The 17350-nt window shown below is 62.5% G+C and carries 20 protein-coding genes; 10 read left to right on the forward strand and 10 right to left on the reverse strand.

All coding sequences use genetic code 11. The annotated features are described in order from the left end of the window. The 3 genes from KBA48_RS26940 to KBA48_RS26950 form a co-directional block, all read left to right on the forward strand. Positions 1-675, forward strand: a 675-nt coding sequence (locus KBA48_RS26940; RefSeq protein ID WP_292911784.1) for a ribose-phosphate pyrophosphokinase, incomplete at its 5' end; no start/stop codon positions are given. 213 nt (positions 676-888) lie between these two features. After that, a complete protein-coding gene (locus KBA48_RS26945) occupies positions 889-2370 on the forward strand; it encodes an amidohydrolase (RefSeq protein WP_292911785.1) in 1482 nt (493 codons plus the stop codon). Then, on the forward strand, positions 2370-3671 hold the full coding sequence (locus KBA48_RS26950; RefSeq protein WP_292911786.1) for an amidohydrolase family protein: 1302 nt from the start codon (positions 2370-2372) through the stop codon (positions 3669-3671). The genes KBA48_RS26945 and KBA48_RS26950 overlap by 1 nt, the downstream gene beginning before the upstream one ends. Before the next feature lie 81 nt (positions 3672-3752). Here KBA48_RS26950 and KBA48_RS26955 read toward each other — a convergent pair whose 3' ends face one another. Next, complete coding sequence (locus KBA48_RS26955; protein WP_292911787.1) at positions 3753-4529, reverse strand: hypothetical protein; 777 nt, start codon at positions 4527-4529, stop codon at positions 3753-3755. After that, positions 4492-5028 (reverse strand): DUF488 family protein, encoded by a 537-nt coding sequence (locus KBA48_RS26960; RefSeq protein ID WP_292911788.1) that lies wholly within the window; start codon positions 5026-5028, stop codon positions 4492-4494. The genes KBA48_RS26955 and KBA48_RS26960 overlap by 38 nt, the downstream gene beginning before the upstream one ends. Before the next feature lie 181 nt (positions 5029-5209). On the opposite strand from KBA48_RS26960, the gene KBA48_RS26965 reads away from it, so the two are divergent. From KBA48_RS26965 to pth, 6 genes are all read left to right on the forward strand, one after another. Beyond that, complete coding sequence (locus KBA48_RS26965) at positions 5210-5467, forward strand: type II toxin-antitoxin system Phd/YefM family antitoxin (protein WP_292911789.1); 258 nt, start codon at positions 5210-5212, stop codon at positions 5465-5467. Next, on the forward strand, positions 5467-5883 hold the full coding sequence (locus KBA48_RS26970) for a type II toxin-antitoxin system VapC family toxin (RefSeq protein ID WP_292911790.1): 417 nt from the start codon (positions 5467-5469) through the stop codon (positions 5881-5883). The genes KBA48_RS26965 and KBA48_RS26970 overlap by 1 nt, the downstream gene beginning before the upstream one ends. A 110-nt stretch (positions 5884-5993) precedes the next feature. Beyond that, complete coding sequence (locus KBA48_RS26975) at positions 5994-6305, forward strand: PadR family transcriptional regulator (RefSeq protein WP_292911791.1); 312 nt, start codon at positions 5994-5996, stop codon at positions 6303-6305. Continuing rightward, positions 6302-7480 (forward strand): FtsW/RodA/SpoVE family cell cycle protein, encoded by a 1179-nt coding sequence (locus tag KBA48_RS26980; RefSeq protein ID WP_292911792.1) that lies wholly within the window; start codon positions 6302-6304, stop codon positions 7478-7480. The genes KBA48_RS26975 and KBA48_RS26980 overlap by 4 nt, the downstream gene beginning before the upstream one ends. A 209-nt stretch (positions 7481-7689) precedes the next feature. Next, complete coding sequence (locus KBA48_RS26985; protein ID WP_292911793.1) at positions 7690-8271, forward strand: 50S ribosomal protein L25/general stress protein Ctc; 582 nt, start codon at positions 7690-7692, stop codon at positions 8269-8271. Between the two features lie 84 nt (positions 8272-8355). After that, positions 8356-8961: an aminoacyl-tRNA hydrolase gene (gene pth / locus KBA48_RS26990; RefSeq protein ID WP_367273883.1), complete on the forward strand. Its 606-nt coding sequence runs from the start codon at positions 8356-8358 to the stop codon at positions 8959-8961. A 246-nt stretch (positions 8962-9207) separates the two neighbouring features. Here pth and KBA48_RS26995 read toward each other — a convergent pair whose 3' ends face one another. The 3 genes from KBA48_RS26995 to lexA all read right to left on the reverse strand — a co-directional run bounded on the left by KBA48_RS26995 (position 9208) and on the right by lexA (position 10813). Further along, entirely contained in the window at positions 9208-9558 is a 351-nt protein-coding gene (locus KBA48_RS26995) for a DUF1428 domain-containing protein (protein WP_292911794.1), read from the reverse strand. Positions 9559-9692: 134 nt separating this feature from the next. Next, entirely contained in the window at positions 9693-9917 is a 225-nt protein-coding gene (locus KBA48_RS27000) for a hypothetical protein (RefSeq protein ID WP_292911795.1), read from the reverse strand. A 137-nt stretch (positions 9918-10054) separates the two neighbouring features. Continuing rightward, positions 10055-10813, reverse strand: coding sequence for a transcriptional repressor LexA (gene lexA, locus KBA48_RS27005; protein ID WP_292911796.1), 759 nt, complete (start codon positions 10811-10813; stop codon positions 10055-10057). Positions 10814-11173: 360 nt separating this feature from the next. Here lexA and KBA48_RS27010 point away from each other — a divergent pair, with 360 nt between their 5' ends. After that, positions 11174-12853, forward strand: a complete 1680-nt coding sequence (locus tag KBA48_RS27010) for a PAS domain-containing methyl-accepting chemotaxis protein (protein ID WP_292911797.1) — start codon at positions 11174-11176, stop codon at positions 12851-12853. Between the two features lie 12 nt (positions 12854-12865). Here the strand turns inward: KBA48_RS27010 and glp are convergent, their stop codons facing one another. The 5 genes from glp to KBA48_RS27035 form a co-directional block, all read right to left on the reverse strand. Next, on the reverse strand, positions 12866-14065 hold the full coding sequence (gene glp / locus KBA48_RS27015; protein ID WP_292911798.1) for a gephyrin-like molybdotransferase Glp: 1200 nt from the start codon (positions 14063-14065) through the stop codon (positions 12866-12868). Positions 14066-14322: 257 nt separating this feature from the next. Further along, the gene (gene moaC / locus KBA48_RS27020; protein WP_292911799.1) at positions 14323-14808 is read right to left on the reverse strand and encodes a cyclic pyranopterin monophosphate synthase MoaC; all 486 of its coding nucleotides are present in this window, start codon (positions 14806-14808) and stop codon (positions 14323-14325) included. Continuing rightward, positions 14805-15623, reverse strand: a complete 819-nt coding sequence (trpC, locus tag KBA48_RS27025; RefSeq protein ID WP_292911800.1) for an indole-3-glycerol phosphate synthase TrpC — start codon at positions 15621-15623, stop codon at positions 14805-14807. The genes moaC and trpC overlap by 4 nt, the downstream gene beginning before the upstream one ends. Then, entirely contained in the window at positions 15620-16657 is a 1038-nt protein-coding gene (trpD, locus tag KBA48_RS27030; RefSeq protein WP_292911801.1) for an anthranilate phosphoribosyltransferase, read from the reverse strand. The genes trpC and trpD overlap by 4 nt, the downstream gene beginning before the upstream one ends. A 7-nt stretch (positions 16658-16664) precedes the next feature. Further along, positions 16665-17267, reverse strand: coding sequence for an aminodeoxychorismate/anthranilate synthase component II (locus tag KBA48_RS27035; RefSeq protein WP_292911802.1), 603 nt, complete (start codon positions 17265-17267; stop codon positions 16665-16667). Between the last annotated feature and the right edge of the window lie 83 nt (positions 17268-17350).

Consider the following 17350-nt stretch of genomic DNA (forward strand, 5'->3'; position numbering starts at 1 on the left):
CCCTACTATGGCTATGCCCGTCAGGATCGCAAGACCGGCCCCCGCACGCCGATTTCGGCCAAGCTGGTGGCCAATCTGGTCACCACCGCCGGTGCCGACCGCGTGCTGACCATGGATTTGCATGCCGGTCAGATCCAGGGCTTCTTTGACATCCCCGTCGACAATCTGGTGGCCGGTGGTGAATTCACCAAGGACATCAAGGAACAGGTCGGCAATGGCAAGCTGATGGTCGTGTCGCCCGACGTGGGCGGCGTCGTCCGTGCCCGCGCCATCGCCAGCCGCCTGGAAGCCGACTTGGCCATCATCGACAAGCGCCGCGAACGCGCCGGCGTGTCGGAGGTGATGAATGTCATTGGTGACGTGTCGGGTCGCGACTGCATCATGATCGATGACATCGTCGACAGCGCCGGCACCCTGTGCAACGCTGCCATCGCCCTGAAGGACCGTGGCGCCACGTCGGTGCGCGCCTATGTCACCCATGGTGTGCTGTCGGGCGGTGCCGTGGAACGTGTTGCCAAGTCGCCGCTGAACGAGCTGGTCATCACCGACAGCATCGTCGCGACGGAAGCCGTGCGCAATTCCAAGAATATCCGCCAGCGTTCCATCGCGCGCCTGATGGCCGACGCCATCGACCGGATCAGCAATGAGCGGTCGGTGTCCAGCCTGTTCGTCTGATCCCCCGCCCGGCAAAGACCTGAACGTCGGCTTCGGTGGCGGAATGATAATAAGGGCGCCGGTCTCCCCGGCGCCCTTATTGTTGCGTATCGGCAATGACACAGCCGGGTGCAATCCGTTACAAAGCCGTTACACCCCAAGCCGTTGACTTAGCAGGCGAACCGTCCGCAAACTCACGCCCATTGTTTCAAGGACAACAATGGAGTGGGGGCAATGGCACGGTCGCGGACCGGTCGCTGGATGGTGGCGGGGCTGGCCTTGGTGCTGGCTGGATGTGCCACGGGACAGGCGGCCAACCAATCCAGGGACAAGAACAAGGGCGATGACAAGGCGGGTCTGGCGCAGGGACTGGACCCCGCCGCCAACCGCGACCCCTTCCCCAGCCGGTACAAGCCGGCCGCCAGCGGTCTGGTCGCCCTGACAGGGGCCACCTTGTTCACGGGTACCGGCCAGCGCATCGAGAACGGCACCGTCATTATCCGCGACGGGAAGATCGAGGCCGTGGGTGCGGCCCTGCCCGTGCCCGCCGGGGCGACGGTCGTGGATGCCACGGGCCGCTTCATCACGCCCGGCGTGATCGACATGCATTCCCACCTGGGTGTCTATGCCGCCCCGGCGGTCCAGGCCCATTCCGACGGCAATGACGCGACAGACCCCAACACGGCCCAAGTCTGGGCCGAACATTCCGTCTGGCCGCAGGACCCCGGATTCGAGCGCGCCCTGCGCGGCGGCGTCACCACGCTTCAGATCCTGCCCGGTTCCGCCAACCTGTTCGGCGGGCGCAGTGTGACCTTGAAGAATGTGCCCGCCCGCAATGTGCAGGAGATGAAGTTCCCCGACGCGCCCTATGGCCTGAAAATGGCCTGTGGCGAGAATCCCAAGCGGGTCTATGGCAGCAAGGGCCGCGCGCCGGCCAGCCGCATGTCGAACGTGGCCGGCTATCGCAAGGCCTGGATCGAGGCCGCCGATTACCGCCGCAAATGGGACGCCTATTACGAGAAGCAGAAAAAGGGCGGCGATGGCGACAAGGGGCCGGGCGACCCGCCCAAGCGCGATCTGCAACTGGACACGCTGGCCGGCGTCCTGCGCGGCGACATCCTGATCCAGAACCATTGCTACCGCGCCGACGAAATGTCGGTGATGCTCGATATCGCCAAGGAATTCGGCTATCAGGTCAAGGCCTTCCATCACGCGACAGAGGCGTACAAGATCCCCGACCTGCTGAAGGCGGGCGACACCTGTGTCGCCACCTGGGCCCATTGGTGGGGCTTCAAGATGGAAAGCTATGATGGCGTGCCCGCCAATGCCGCCATGGTGCATGCGGCCGGCGCCTGCGCCGTGATCCATTCCGATGACGAAACCCTGATCCAGCATCTCAACAAGGAAGCCGCCCAGTCCCTGGCGGAGGGCCGTTACCTGGGCCTGGACATCAAGGATGAGGAGGCGATCGCCTGGATCACCGCCAATCCCGCCAAGGCGATTGGTGTGTTGGACAAGACCGGCACCCTGGAACCCGGCAAGATGGCCGATGTGGTGGTCTGGAACGGCAACCCCTTCTCCATCTATACCTTGGCCGATCTGGTCTATATCGACGGTGTGCTGATGCATGACCGCGCCCGTCCGCCGGCAGAACCCCGCTCCGATTTTGAGCTGGGGCAGTCCGGGGCCGATATTTTCAAGGCGGGGGTGAAGTGATGAACAATCTGAAAAAGGCCCTGTTGGGCAGCGTCTTTGCCGCCCTGACCCTGGGCGCGGTGGCCCACGCCCAGACCATCGCCATCCAGGGGGCCACCCTGGTCACCGGCACCGGTGCCTCCCTGCCCGGTGCCACCATCGTCATCCAGAACGGCATCGTCACCGCCGCCGGCCCCGGGGCCGCCGTGCCCGCCGGTGCCACGCTGATCGATGGCACTGGCAAGACCGTCACCCCCGGCCTGTTCGTCTCCAGCAGCGATATCGGCATTGAGGAGGTGAGCGCCGTTGAGCAGACCAACGACAGTAAGGCCGAGAACAAGGACTTCTCCGTCGCCTATGACCCCTCCTATTCGGTCAACCCGGCCAGCAGCCTGCTGCCGCTGGCCCGCCTGGGTGGCGTCACCCGCGCCGTCATCATGCCCGCCGCCGCCTTCGGGGACGGGGCGCATGCGCATGAGGCGGACACCGCAGGCCATGCCGACGAGCCGTTATTCCATGGGCAGCCGGCCATCATCCATACCGGTGCCGCCCCCGACATACTGGTGCGCAGCCGCATCGGCGTGGCCCTGCCGCTGGGGGAGAATGCCGCCAAGAATGCCGGCGGCAGCCGCAGCCTGTCCGTCGCCATCCTGAAGGAGGCGCTGGAAGACGCCCGCCACTACGCCGCCAACAAGGCTGCCTTCAACCAGGGCGGGACGCGCGATTACAGCCTGTCCCGCGCCGATCTGGAGGCGTTGCTGCCGGTCGCCCGTGGCGAGGCCCCTTTGTTCCTGGCCGTCTCCCGCGCCGCCGACATCCGTCTGGCCCTGCGTCTGGCGAAAGAGGAAAAGCTGCGGCTGGTCCTGCTGGGTGTGGAGGAAGGCTGGATGGTGGCGGGTGAGATCGCGGCCGCCGGCGTGCCCGTGATCATCAAACCCACCACCAACATCCCCAACCGGTTCGAGATCCAGCGCGCGCGCCTGGAAAACGCCGCCCTGCTGGAAAAGGCCGGCGTCAACGTCATCCTAACCAGCACCGCCGACGGCCATTACGCCAATCAGGTGCGTTTCGAGGCCGGCACCGCCGTCGCCTACGGCATGCCCCGCGACAAGGCGCTGGCCGCCATCACCAGCCGCCCCGCCGCCTTGTTCGGGGTGAAGGATGCGGGCGTGGTCGCGGTCGGCAAACCCGCCGACCTGGTCCTCTGGGCCGGCGACCCGCTGGAACCCACGGTCCTGGCGGAAAAAGTGTTCGTGAATGGGGCCGAACAATCGTTGCAGACCAGGGCGCGGGCGCTGGAGCAGCGGTATTTGAAGAGGTGACAAGTTAAGTTTTGCCTTCTCCCGTTGCTGAATCGGCAATGGGAGAAGGCAATATATAATAATTAACTTATATGAGTGACTTTAAAGAAGAGATAACTGCGCCGTTTGATCCAATCTAATAAGACCCACAAGAAGCCATTGTTCTGGGCGACGTGAGTGAGTACCCATGGCGAATGCCATACCCTTCTTTGGATATTCTTCTCCGAATGTATAGTTCATGCTAATTAACGCCTCGCTTTCACCTTTATTCATTCGCCGTCTATAAAAAGTTGCAGCAGTCTCCCAGTCATCACATGTGGCCTTATGTGATTTCCCATCCTGGTCTGTCCAATCAAAATAGAATGCGTAGGGACATGGCTCAAGCGCGTTCAAATCCGCGTCGAATAACGATTTCTGTCTAGCTGCTTCCTGGTAGGCAGCGCGCTCCTTATCTAATTGATCGGCGGTCTTTTTCTTGTAGGTAAACTTTACACTTTTTGGCTGCACCAGAGCTAGAGTCATGCCTTTACTCGCAGCCTCATCGGTCGAATTCATTATTATTGGATTGAGAAAATTTGCACGATCTCTCTCCGGCATTATTTCGAGAGTCTTGATTGTATCTTCCTGTACTCTACGACTTTCCTTTCTTCGATCATCAGAACCTGGAGCAATCCAATCGTACTCAATCCATTGCCACCGACTGAAACCGTCCTTGAGGCGTCGAAAATGTATAGGGTACTGACGACGCCACTCCCCATCCAGCGTTACACCCGCGCAGCATACAGTTTCGCCGTGTTTCTGCCCAACATGCGGCAGCGCCTTGACAAGTATGACAACTCGTTCACGCCCGCTTTTTTGCACCCCATAAGCTATCGACATTTTTACCCTGCCTGCCAAGCCCATCCCTAACGCCTAAGTGGAAAATAGGCATACCAAGCCTATCAGATATGGCGCTAGCTACGATACTTCTGTGGCATTGAGCATGGCTACGCTCGTAGCACAACAAACAAGCTCCACCCTGGGCCGCATGTTGCACAGCAATTTCTAATTCCTGCTGAGCGACAGCAGATTTCATATGCTCAGTGAAAATATTTCTAAATTTTGCAAAGTCCCCAGCTCGCGCAGCGTCGCGACCGGCCTTAGGATCACCTAAACCTCTGAGGTGAATATACTCAATATCTGCGTTGGCCAAAGCTTCGGAAAGCGCCTTTTTGGCAAATCCCTTTCTTCTGGAAATTGGAAGCTCACGAATATCAATTATACGTCTCACTGAAGCGTGCTTGAGGGTGGCAACAAAGTCCGCCAAGTCAGCAGACTCGTAGCCGATCGTATTTAAAGTGAATTGGTTCTTCATCATGGGGTATGGTTTGGCGGTCATCAAACCGGCTGTCAATCGACATAAAATCATTATTGGGCATCGTGGGCTTCCCCTGCATCACGCGCCTGTCGCGATGCCCCGGCGGGCACCGAGAAGGGAATGGAATCGAACTCGTTGGCATTGCATAATTTTGCCACGAAATGTAGTATCGTACCATCATCCACCAGCAGGACCCCACCCCATGGGCCGTATGATGTCCAGCCGTGAGTTCAACCAGAACCCCAGCGAGGCCAAACGCGCGGCGGAGGATGGGCCTTTGATCGTCACGGATCGGGGGGAGCCGGCCTATGTCCTGCTGCGCTATGACGCCTATAAGCGTCTGGCGGGGGAACGGGGGCCATCCCTGCTGGATGCCCTGCGTCAGGATGGGCCGGAGGCGGATTTTGAGTTCGCGCCCGCCCGCATCACCGACCCTGTCCGGCCCATCGATCTCTCCTGATGTTCCTGCTCGACACCAATGTCCTGTTCGAACTCCGGCGACCGGATCGGGCCAATGCCGGTGTGGTCGCCTGGGCGGCGGAAACCGATCCGGCGGACCTGTTCGTCTCCGCCATCACCCTCTTTGAGATAGAGGTGGGGGCGGCACAGGTGGCGCGGCGTGACCCGGCGCAGGGGCTGTTGTTGCGGGCCTGGATTGACGGCCATGTCATGCCCACTTTCAAGGACCGCATCCTGCCCGTCGATGCCGCCATTGCGCAGCGTTGTGCCCGCCTGCACGTCCCCGACCGGCAACCGCAGAACGACAGTCTGATCGCCGCCACGGCCCTGGTCCATCGGCTGACCCTGGTGACCCGCAATGTCCGCGACTTCGACCCCATGCGGGTGGCGGTCCTGAACCCCTGGCGGCTGGACTGACCGGCCCGCTCTCCCCTTCCGCCAGGGGTTCCAAGGCGCAGATACGGCCACCATATCGATGATCGAAATCAGGGCTTGACCATAACTCTACCTAGGTAGATTTATTGAGCATGACTCGTAAACGCGCCCTCTCGCCCCATGTTCGAACGGTTCTGGCCGTGCTGCTCGACGCCCGTGATGCGTGGTCGCATGGGTATGAGTTGGCGCGGCTGGCGGACATCAAATCCGGGACGCTCTATCCGCTTTTGATCCGGCTGGCGGCGCAGGGCTATCTGGAAGCCGAATGGCAGCAGCCGACGGAGGGCGGGCGTCCACCCCGGCATGTCTATCGGCTGACGGCCAGCGGCGTGGAACTGGCCCGTGCCCATCCCCCCGCGCAGCCGGCAATGCCGGTCCGTTCCGCGCGGGAGGTGACGCCATGAAGGCCAGTCGCCGCCGCATCCTTGCCGACCTTGTCTGCCATGTTCTGCAAGCGATATTGCCCGCCTCTCTGCGGCCCTGGGGATGGGCGATCCGCTGCGAAACGACCGGCATCAAGGATGACACGCGTGCGCTTCTGTTCGCGCTCGACAGCCTGCGCGGTCTCTTGCCGCAAGCGGTCGTGACGCACCTGCTTCATTGCGTGGCGTCGCTGACCGGCCATGCCGCTCCTTTCGGTGGAGGTTCAATCACCATGTCTATTCATGACCACATGATGCGCCGTCCCCGTGCGGTTGGCATTGCCTGCGCCGTTGGCGGCGTCGCCCTCGGCCTGGTTTATATGGCCATCGCCGGCGCGCCGGGGCTCTATCTCGGGATGAATGTCGGCGCCTTGATGGTTGGCCTGGCGGCGCTGGCGCTGCTGGGACGTCTGAATATTGACGGGCGATATTGGCAGGGCGGGGCATTTCTGGTGACGGCGGCGGCACTGCTGGCAACCGCCCTTTTCGGCACCAAGGTCGATGGCGCGGCACGCTGGGTTCATCTTGGCGGCCTGTCCATCCAGCCCAGCCTGATCCTGCTGCCGGTCATGCTTGTCGCCTTCGCGCAGAATCGCAATGCGTTGATGACGGCCGGGATGATGGCCGCAATCATGGCAATGGCACTCCAACCTGACCGGGCCATGGCCGGGATGGCGGCCCTGGGTCTGACCACACTGGCCATGCGGCGCCCCGACAGACACACCATTCCCGCCTGTCTGGGCGGCGTTGCTGGTCTGGCGCTCACGCTGGCGCGGGCCGACACGCTGCCGGCGGCCCCCTATGTCGAACAGATATTCTATACATCCTTCGCCACCAACGCCGTTGCCGGAATGGCCGTTGTGGGAGGGGCAGCACTGCTGCTGGTGCCGGCGATCGTCGGCTGGCTCCACGATCCGGCCAGCCGTGCCACCTATGCGGTGTTCGGCGCGGTCTGGGGCGCCGCCATCCTGGCCGCCGCCCTTGGCAACTATCCCACACCGGTGGTCGGCTATGGTGGCAGTGCCATCATCGGCTATGCCTTGTGCCTGCTGACCCTTCCGAGGGTTGCCTCGACAGGTATCGGGGTTCAACACCACAGACGCTATCGTGAAGAGAATATGCCGATTGATGGCGATCTGCGTGTCGGCATGGCGTGATCCCTCATCCCGTCACGCGCACGGCCAAAGGGCGCTGACAGGACCGCCATGCAGGGGGCAAGGGCTGGCCGTGCCTTGACTCCGGGTGGGTTTCCGCCTAAAAGGCCGGACCATTTTTCGCGGCGTACAGCACCCCTGGAGGCTGGCGCCACTACCGGACCCGACGCGGATGCCCGCGACCGGGTCTTTTTTCGTACTAGGAGAGTACCATGACCCAGATTATCGCGCTCGCCGCCACGGCTCGCGACCGGGCCGGAAAGGGGACCGCCCGGGCCACGCGTCGTGCTGGTTCGATTCCGGCTGTGATCTACGGCAACAAGGAAAAGCCGGTGATGATCGCCCTGGACAACACGAAGTTCACCCGTGAAATCCATCGTCCGGGCTTCTTCACCCACCTGTTCGACATCACGGTCGACGGCGTGACGCACCGCGTGCTGCCGCGTGACGTGCAGCTTGACCCGGTCTATGACCGTCCGCTGCATGCCGACTTCCTGCGCGTCAGCGACACCACCGAAATCACCCTGAAGGTGCCGGTGGAGTTCACCAATGTCGAAGCCTGCCCCGGCATCAAGAAGGGCGGCGTCCTGAACGTCGTTCGTCACGATATCGAGGTCTTCGCCAAGGCTGCCGACCTGCCGGAAAAGATCATCGTCGATCTGGCCGGCTTCGAAGTGGGCGCGTCGATCCACATCTCCTCGGTGAAGCTGCCGGAAGGCGTGCGCCCCACCATCACCGACCGCGACTTCACCGTCGCCACGATCGCCGCCCCGACCGTCAAGGCCGAAGGCTGATCGTCCTGAAGTCAGCGCATTTCCGGTTTGCCCGGAAATGCGCTGACTACGCTCAGGCTTTACTGAACAAATAAACGGAATCCGATGATGCGTCTGCTGGTCGGGTTGGGCAATCCCGGCCCGGAATATGAACGGCACCGGCATAATGTCGGGTTCATGGCGGTAGACGAAATCCATCACCGCTACGGTTTCGGCCCCTGGAAGCGCCGTTTTCAGGCCCTTGTCGCCGAAGGAAATGCGGGCGGCGAAAAATGCTTCCTGCTGAAACCCCAGACCTTCATGAACCTTTCCGGCCAGTCGGTTGGCGAAGCCATGCGCTTCTACAAACTGACCCCCAACGACACCATCGTCCTTCATGACGAACTGGATGTCGCCCCGGCAAAGATCAGGGTGAAGCAAGGCGGGGGACATGGCGGCCATAATGGCCTGCGGTCCATTGATGAGCATATCGGCAAGGATTATTGGCGCGTCCGCATCGGCATCGGCCACCCCGGCGACAAGGACCGTGTCCATGGCTGGGTACTGGGCAACTTCGCCAAGGCGGATGAAGCCTGGCTGCCCCGCTTGCTTGACGTTCTGGCCGCCGAACTGCCGCTGCTGGTCAAGGGCGAGCCTGAGAAATACGCCTCCCGCGTCGCGATCCTGACCGCACCGCCAAAGCCGCCCAAAGCGGAAAAGCCGGCGCCTTGACAGACTGCCGGCCTCCCCCCGTGAGGGATCGCTTCAACCGGAACCGCATGAAGCGTAAATCCAACAACGATCCAAGCGGCGCGTATCATACCAGCGGCACGAAATCATGAGCGATGGTCAAGCTTTCGTGCGCCTCAATCACCGGCGGGCGCATCCGCGCCCTTGGCTACGCGGCAGGGGCCGCGCGGCGGCAGTCGCCACCGTACCATCGGTCAAGAATTTTAACCGATGGTATAAGCGGCCCGGTCAGGCCTGGACCAGTGTCGTGAAGCCACCCCAGAACATACGCTTGCCATCAAAGGGCAAATTCTCAGGATCGCATTGCAGGCGTGGATCGCTCATCACCTTGGCATTGCAGGCATCCCGCACTTCCTTGGAGGGATAGGTGATCCAGGCCAGGACCACCACCTCCCCTTCCTCGGCCAGAACCGACCGCGGAAAGGAGGTGACCTCCCCATGGCTCACATCATCGGCGACACATTCCACATAGGAAAGGGCGCCATGTTCGCGCCAGACCTGTGAAGCGATGGTGGCCAGTTCCTTGTAAGCTTGCACCTTGTCCTTGGGCACCGGCACCACGAAGCCATCTACATACATCGAATCCTCCTGCGTTTTGTTGTTCGCTTTATGAAGACGATGATGCCAGCGCCAAGCCGACACGCGCACAGAAAAAATTCGCGATAACGGACGGTCAGGCGGCGAATACCCGGAGGGAAGTCGGTACGGCTCAATCATCGGTGCCGATCATCCGCGAGGCACCCTTTCTCCACAGACTGCGCCGCCAGTTCCTGAAACCGTGACAGATAGCGGCCGTCACCGGCCATCGCGGGATCCCGGATCGTGTCGGCATTCAGTTGGCGCAACTCCGCATCAATACGCTGACACGGACTGGCGCAACCGGACAGCAGGACCGGCAGCAGCAACAAGAAACACACGCAGCGCGTCAAACCAGACATGGAGCAATTCCAGACAGGAAAGGGAGTGTCCAGTCTGGCGGATGTAGCAGGCAAAAGCAGGGCCGCGCCGTGACGGGATTGGGGCGCGGTCCAGTTTACCCCATCCCGTCGCCAAGCGGCCCACGGCCAAGCCCGTATCAGTAGCGGCGGATAAGACCCACCAGCCGGCCCTGGACACTTACCCGATCGGCACCGAACACCCGCGTTTCGTAATTGGGGTTGGCCGGTTCCAGCGCGATGGAATTGCCCTTCCGACGCAAGCGCTTCAAGGTCACCTCCTGCTGGTCGACCAGCGCCACGACGACCGTTCCATTCTCCGCCGTTTCACAGCGCTGGATGATGACCGTGTCCCCGTCCAGGATACCGGCCTCGACCATACTGTCACCGGCAACCTCCAGCGCGTAATGGTCACCGGCCGCCAGCATGGAAGCGGGGATGTCGATGGTGACCGAATTGTCGCGCATTGCCTCGATCGGCAGACCGGCCGCGATACGGCCATACAGCGGCAGAGCCACCGCTTCGGCATCATTGCTGGCCGGACGGCCGGGCAGACTGTTGCGGAAATCGCCGCGAATGACATTCGGCTTGAACCGGGGAGACACATCCGCCGCCTGCGGGGGCGCCGCAGCGGCCGTTGCCGGGGCACCATGGGGCGCGGCCGGCTTCGCCTTCGGCACCGGTTTCTCCGGCAGGCGCAAAACCTCCAGCGCGCGGGCCCGGTGCGGCAGACGGCGGATGAACCCCCGCTCCTCCAGCCCCGTGATCAGACGATGAATGCCAGATTTCGACTTCAGGCCCAGCGCGTCCTTCATTTCATCGAACGAAGGGGAAACCCCGCCTTCGTTCAGCCGTTCATTGATGAAGAACAGCAGTTCCTGTTGCTTACGCGTCAGCATGGCACCCCCCACCCGGAACGAAGCCGGCCATCCGGCGCCGTCGACCTGTCGAGATCACTATAGAACAATCCCGGAACACCAATCAATGTTCTATTTTAGTTCATGTGTCCGTTCGCCATGACAGGGGGGTCCAGCCCCCTATGGATGCAACCTATCCGGATGGTTATTTCATGACAACTCACACTATCCCTTTTGTTGTATGGACTCCAAACGTCATGATGATTATCAATCACATAGAGCTAGTGTCAGGCAAAATACCGCAGACGGGTGTATGTAAGCGGAGTTTTGAAAAAATCACCTGAGATTTTAGGAATTGGAATCGTTCCCCCTCCTTGCTTGTTTCCATAAGGAAAATTTAAAATGCGGGCTTTATTCACTACTCAGCGCTCCCGCCGTCTGGCAGCTTTGCGCGAGGCCATTGATCGCTCGCAATGTATAATCGAATTCGATACTAACGGCTACATATTGGAAGCCAATGGGAATTTCCTGGCCGCGTTTGGATATTCTCTGGAAGAGGTTGTAGGAAAACACCATCGGATGTTTGTTCGCGCGTCCGCACAATACACGGATGACTATAAACGGTTCTGGGCATCCCTGGCCCGCGGCGAGTTCCAGTCAGGCGTATTCAGGCGCGTCGATCGGTCCGGCCGCGATGTCTGGATACGGGCCAGCTATAATCCTGTTCTGGATGGCGATGGGCGCGTGCAAAGGGTCGTGAAACTGGCGAGCGACATTACGGAAACCATGCATCGCAACGCCGATCTGGCCGGGCAGGTGGCCGCCATCGGCCGCACTCAGGCCGTGATTGAATTTAACCCGAAGGGCGAAATTCTCGCCGCCAACGACATCTTCCTTGCCGCCATGGGGTACAGCCTGGAGGAAATCCAGGGCAAACATCACCGCATGTTCATGCCGCCGGAAGAGCGTAACAGCCCCGAATATCATAAGTTCTGGGGGAGGCTGGCAGCGGGTGAATTTTTTGGCGGGGAGTTCAAGCGGGTCAGCCGTAATGGTGACGATGTATGGATTCAAGCAAGCTATACGCCCATTCTTGATGAGGACGGCCAGGTCATCAAGGTGGTGAAGTTTGCCAGCGACATCACCGAACAGAAACGCCTCACCGTTGACGCCGCCAGCCAGTTGGAAGCCATCTCCAAAAGCCAGGCGGTCATCGAATTCTCGATGGACGGTATCGTCATGACGGCGAATGATAATTTCCTGGCAGTCATGGGATATCGGCTGGATGAAATTCGGGGACAGCATCACTCGCTGTTCATGGCACCGGCAGAGCGCGAGACAGCCGATTACCACAATTTGTGGCAAAAGCTCAAAAAGGGGGATTATCAGGCCGGTGAGTTCCGCCGCATCGGCAAGGGGGGGCGCGATGTCTGGATCCAGGCGTCCTACAACCCCATCGTCGGGCTGGATGGCAAGCCCTACAAGGTGGTGAAATATGCCAGCGATGTGACGCGGCAGGTTCTGGCCCGTCAGCGCAGCGAATATGTTCGCGACATGATGGAAAGTGTCGCTGCCGGGGCGGAGGAAATGAATGCCTCGATCCGGGAGATCGCCGACAGCATGCGTAAATCCCGCGACGAGGCGGAAGCCGCCAATCAACGGGTGGACGAAGCGGGCACGGTCACCGGACGGCTGACCAGCCTGTCGGACAGCATGGTCGAGATCGTCTCCCTGATCACCGGCATCACCGGGCAGATCAATCTGCTGGCTCTGAACGCCTCCATCGAGGCGGCACGCGCCGGAGAGGCGGGCAAGGGCTTCGCAGTGGTGGCGCAGGAGGTCAAGAACCTGGCCACGCAGGCCCGCACGGCCACTGACCGTATCGCCGAGGATATCGGCGGGCTGCGAGCCACGGCCGGCGAGGTTGTGGCCACCTTGGGCACCATCCACGAGGCCATCGGTCAGGTGAACGACTATGTCAGTTCCATCGCCGTCGCGGTGGAACAGCAGAGTGCGGTGGCCGGAGAGATGTCAGCCAACATGAACCGCGCCGCACAGGAGGCAGCACGGATCGGGGCTTGATCCCCCTCTCCGTTACAGCGCGTCCAGCGGCATCACCTGCACCCGGTCCCCCGCCCTGGCCGGCGGGGCATGGGGGGCACGCAGGATGAGGCAGTCCGCCCAGGCCAGACGGCTCAACATACCGCTATCCTGTTTCGGAAACGGCTCCGCCACAAGGCGCCCTTCCCCATCGGTCGCCAGTTTGGCGCGGATGAAATCGGCGCGGCTGTCATTGGCCCCCATCTCCCGGGCCAGGATCGCCTCACGCAGGTCATCATCGGATGGCAACCCCTGCATGGCCAGCAGCAGCGGGCGCAGGAACAGCCAGGCACAGACCAGCGCCGAGACGGGGTTGCCCGGCAGGCCGATCATGGGCACGCCATGCATCTGGCCGAACATCAACGGCTTGCCTGGCCGCATCGCGATCTTCCAGAAATCGAGTTCCAGGCCGGCAGCGCCCAGGACGGAGCGGACAAGGTCATGCTCGCCCACCGACGCGCCGCCGATGGTAACCAGAAGGTCGGTGCCGGACGCGGCGGCAACCAGGGTGGACAGGCTGTCGGCGCTGTCGCCAGCGATGCCGAGGTCGACAGGTTCGCCCCCGAGTTGCCGCACCAGGGCGCAGAGCGCCAGGGAATTGGAACTGACGATCTGACCCGGGGCAAGCGTGTCGCCGGGCATCACCACCTCGTCACCTGTGGCCAGGATCGACACGCGGGGGCGGCGACGGACCCGCAGCCAGGGCACATTCATGGAGGCGGTCAGCGCCAGATCACGTACAGTCAACCGGCGTCCGGCAGGCACACCCACGTCACCGGCCGCAAAATCCTGCCCCGCCGGACGGACCCAGCGGCCGGGACCGCCGCCATCCTTGCACGTGACGGTAGCGCCGTGATCGTCGGCATCTTCCTGCACCACCACGGTGTCGGCCCCATCGGGCAGCGCGCCTCCCGTGAAGATGCGCACCGCCTGCCCCGGTCCGACCATTCCCGCGAAGGGCCGTCCCGCCGGTGCCTCGCCAATGCGGGTCAGCGTGGCCGGAAAGCTAACGATATCGGCCGTCCGCACGGCCCAGCCATCCATGGCGCTGACCGCCGTCGGCGGATGGGTGACACGCGCCACGACATCGGCGGCCAGCACGCGGCCCAAACCCTGGGTGATGGGTACCTGTTCAGCGGGCAGCAGCTTCGCCGCCGCCAGGATACGGGCGCGGGCTTCGGATAACGGGATCAATGACTGGCTCCGTCTGTCGATGGACGCGACATATTGGGGCATATATCACGCCCCGCAACGGGGCAAGCGCGATGGCAAGGCGATATTTTTCCGAGGGGTGGTGTTGCCCTCACTCTCCCACCTTCGTGGGCGAGGGGTGTAACAGGACGTCGCGCCAATTTCGTCCCTCGCCTGCTTGGCGGGAAAGGGAGGGGCCCGAACGCGTCAGCGTTTGGGAGGGTGAGGGACCAACGCCAAACCGTTCAGCGGCGAATGCCTCAGGCGCCCGCCCCCACATAGGTCCCGCTTTTCCCGCCTTCCTTATAGGCCAGGTACACACCGCCAATGACCATGCCCTTATCCACGGCCTTGCACATGTCATAGATGGTGAGCGCGGCGACAGACACGGCCGTCAGGGCCTCCATCTCCACACCCGTGCGGCCCTTCAGCTTCACGGTCGCTTCGATCTCCACCCGGCTGGCCAGATCGTCGATGGTGAAATCGACGCTGACCTTGGACAGCATCAGCGGATGGCAGAGCGGGATCAGGTCCGGCGTCTTCTTGGCGGCCATGATGCCGGCCAGCCGCGCCACGCCCAGCACATCGCCCTTTTCCATGCCGCCATCACGGATCAAGGCCAGGGTTTCCGGCTTCATTGTCACATGGCCGCGCGCGGTGGCGATGCGCACCGTTTCATCCTTGGCCGAGACATCGACCATGGCGGCGTTGCCGGCCTCGTCAAAATGGGTAAGCGGGCTGGTCATGCCACCTCGATCATCGGTGTGGACAACAGCGCCCTGGTGGCCGCCGTCACATCCGGTTTCGCCATCAGGCTTTCACCGATCAGGAAGCGGCGGGCGCCGGCCTGGGCCAGACGGGTCAGGTCGGCGGGGCTATGGATGCCGCTTTCCGCCACCAGATGCCGGCCCGCCGGCACCATGGCGGACAGGCGCTCCGTCGTGGCCAGATCGATGGACAGCGTCTTCAGATTGCGGTTATTCACGCCCAGCAGACCACCCGGCAGCTTCAAGGCGCGTTCCATCTCCGCCTCGTCATGCACCTCCACCAGAACGTCCATGCCCAGCTCAACCGTGGCGGCATAGAGTTCGCGGGCCAGGACATCGTCCAGGCAGGCCATGATCAGCAGGATGCAGTCGGCCCCCAGCGCCCGGCTTTCCACGATCTGATAGGGATCGATCATGAAATCCTTGCGCAAGGCCGGCAGATCCACTGCCGCGCGGGCGGCCAGCAGGAACGCGTCATCGCCCTGGAAATAGGGCACGTCTGTCAGCACCGACAGACAGGTGGCGCCGGCATCGCGGTACGCCCGGGCCAGGGTCGGCGGATCGAAATCGGCGCGGATCAGGCCCTTGGACGGGCTGGCCTTCTTGATCTCTGCGATCAGGGCCCAGCGGCCCGCCGCGACAGTATTTTCCAGGGCCTTGGCAAAGCCGCGCGGGGCGGGCTGCACCTTGGCAAGGTCGGTGACCACGGACAGCGGCCGGGCCGCCTTGGCGCGGGCCACATGGTCGGCCTTGTCGGCATTGATGCGGGCCAGGACGTCGGGTTGGCTGTTCATATCGTCAACGGTGTGTTGGTGATGGAGACAAGCCGGTCCAGCGCCAGACTGGCCTGACCGGAAGCAATGCAATCGGCAGCCTTGGCCACACCCGTCTTCAGGTCGGGCACGGCATCGGCCACGACCAGGGCGGCGGCGGCATTCAGCAGCACGATATCGCGATAAGGACCGGTGGCACCCGCCAGAACCGCGCGCAGGGCATCGGCATTTTCCTCCGGCGTGCCCCCGCGCAGGTCGGAGAGCGTGACACGGGTCAGGCCCGCCTCCTCCGGCGTCACCTCAAACCGCCGCACCTGCCCATCGCGCAGTTCGGCGACATGGGTGGGGCCGGTCGTCGTGATCTCGTCCAGACCATCCGCCCCCGACACCACCCATGCGCGGGTGGAGCCCAGGTTGCACAGGACCTGCGCCAGCGGCTCCACCCATCTGGCATCATAGACGCCCATGAGCTGCCGCTTGGCCCCGGCCGGGTTGGACAACGGCCCCATCAGGTTGAAGATGGTGCGCGTGCCCAGTTCCACCCGCGTCGGCCCGACATTGCGCATGGCGGTATGGTGACGGGTGGCCAGCAGGAAACCGATATGGGCATCGAACAGGGCGCGGCGAACCAGCGTAAAATCGGCATCCAGGTTGACGCCCAGCGCCGACAGCACATCCCCAGCCCCCGATTTGGACGAGATGGCGCGGTTGCCATGCTTGGCCACCGGCACGCCGCAGCCGGCGATGACGAAGGCGACCGCAGTGGAGATATTGTAGGTATGCGCCCCGTCGCCGCCGGTGCCGCAGGTATCAATGATGCCGTCCGGCGCCTCGATCTTCAGGGCCTTGGCACGCATGGCGCGCACGGCCCCCGTGATCTCCTCCACGGTTTCGCCGCGCACGCGCAGGGCCATCAGGAACCCGCCCATCTGGGCCGGTGTGGCATTACCCGACATGATGATGGCGAAGGCGTTTTCCGCCTCCGCCTCGCTCAAGGTGGCGCCGGTTGCGACCTTCGCCAGCAGCGCCTTGAAATCCCCCATATCCCCTGACATCCGGCCCTCACGCCACGCGAAGCTGAGGACCGCGCGTCACGCCGGCCAGTTTCAGGAAATTGTCGAAGATCTTGTGCCCATGTTCGGACGCGATGCTTTCCGGGTGGAACTGCACGCCATGGATGGGCAGGGTCTTGTGCGACAGGGACATGATCATGCCGTCGGGCAGCCAGCTTGTCGCCTCCAGGCAGGCGGGCAACGTTTCCTTTTCCACGATCAGGGAATGGTAGCGCGTCGCCTTGAACGGGCTGGGCAGGTCCGCCATCAGACCCCGCCCTTCATGGAACACGTCCGACAGCTTGCCATGCATCGGCTCCGGCGCGCGGATCACCTTGCCGCCAAAGGCCTGGCCAATGGCCTGATGGCCCAGGCACACGCCCATCAAGGGGATGCGATGTTCCGCCGCCGCATGGATCAAAGGCAGGCAAATGCCGGCCTTGTCCGGGTCGCAGGGGCCGGGCGACAGCACGATGGCCTCCGGCTTCAATGCCAATGCCTCGTCCACGGACAGCGCGTCGTTACGCCAGACCGCCATCTCAGCGCCCAATTCGCCCAGATAATGCACCAGGTTCCAGGTGAAACTGTCGTAATTGTCGATGAACAGCAGCATGGCTCTATTCCGGCATCGGCCCCCAGGGCCTTGGACCGCGAAGCCTACAGACAGGCGGCGATGATTTCCAGCCCGCGCAGCCC

It is taken from the genome of Niveispirillum sp., assembly GCF_017996735.1.
GTDB lineage: Bacteria > Pseudomonadota > Alphaproteobacteria > Azospirillales > Azospirillaceae > Niveispirillum.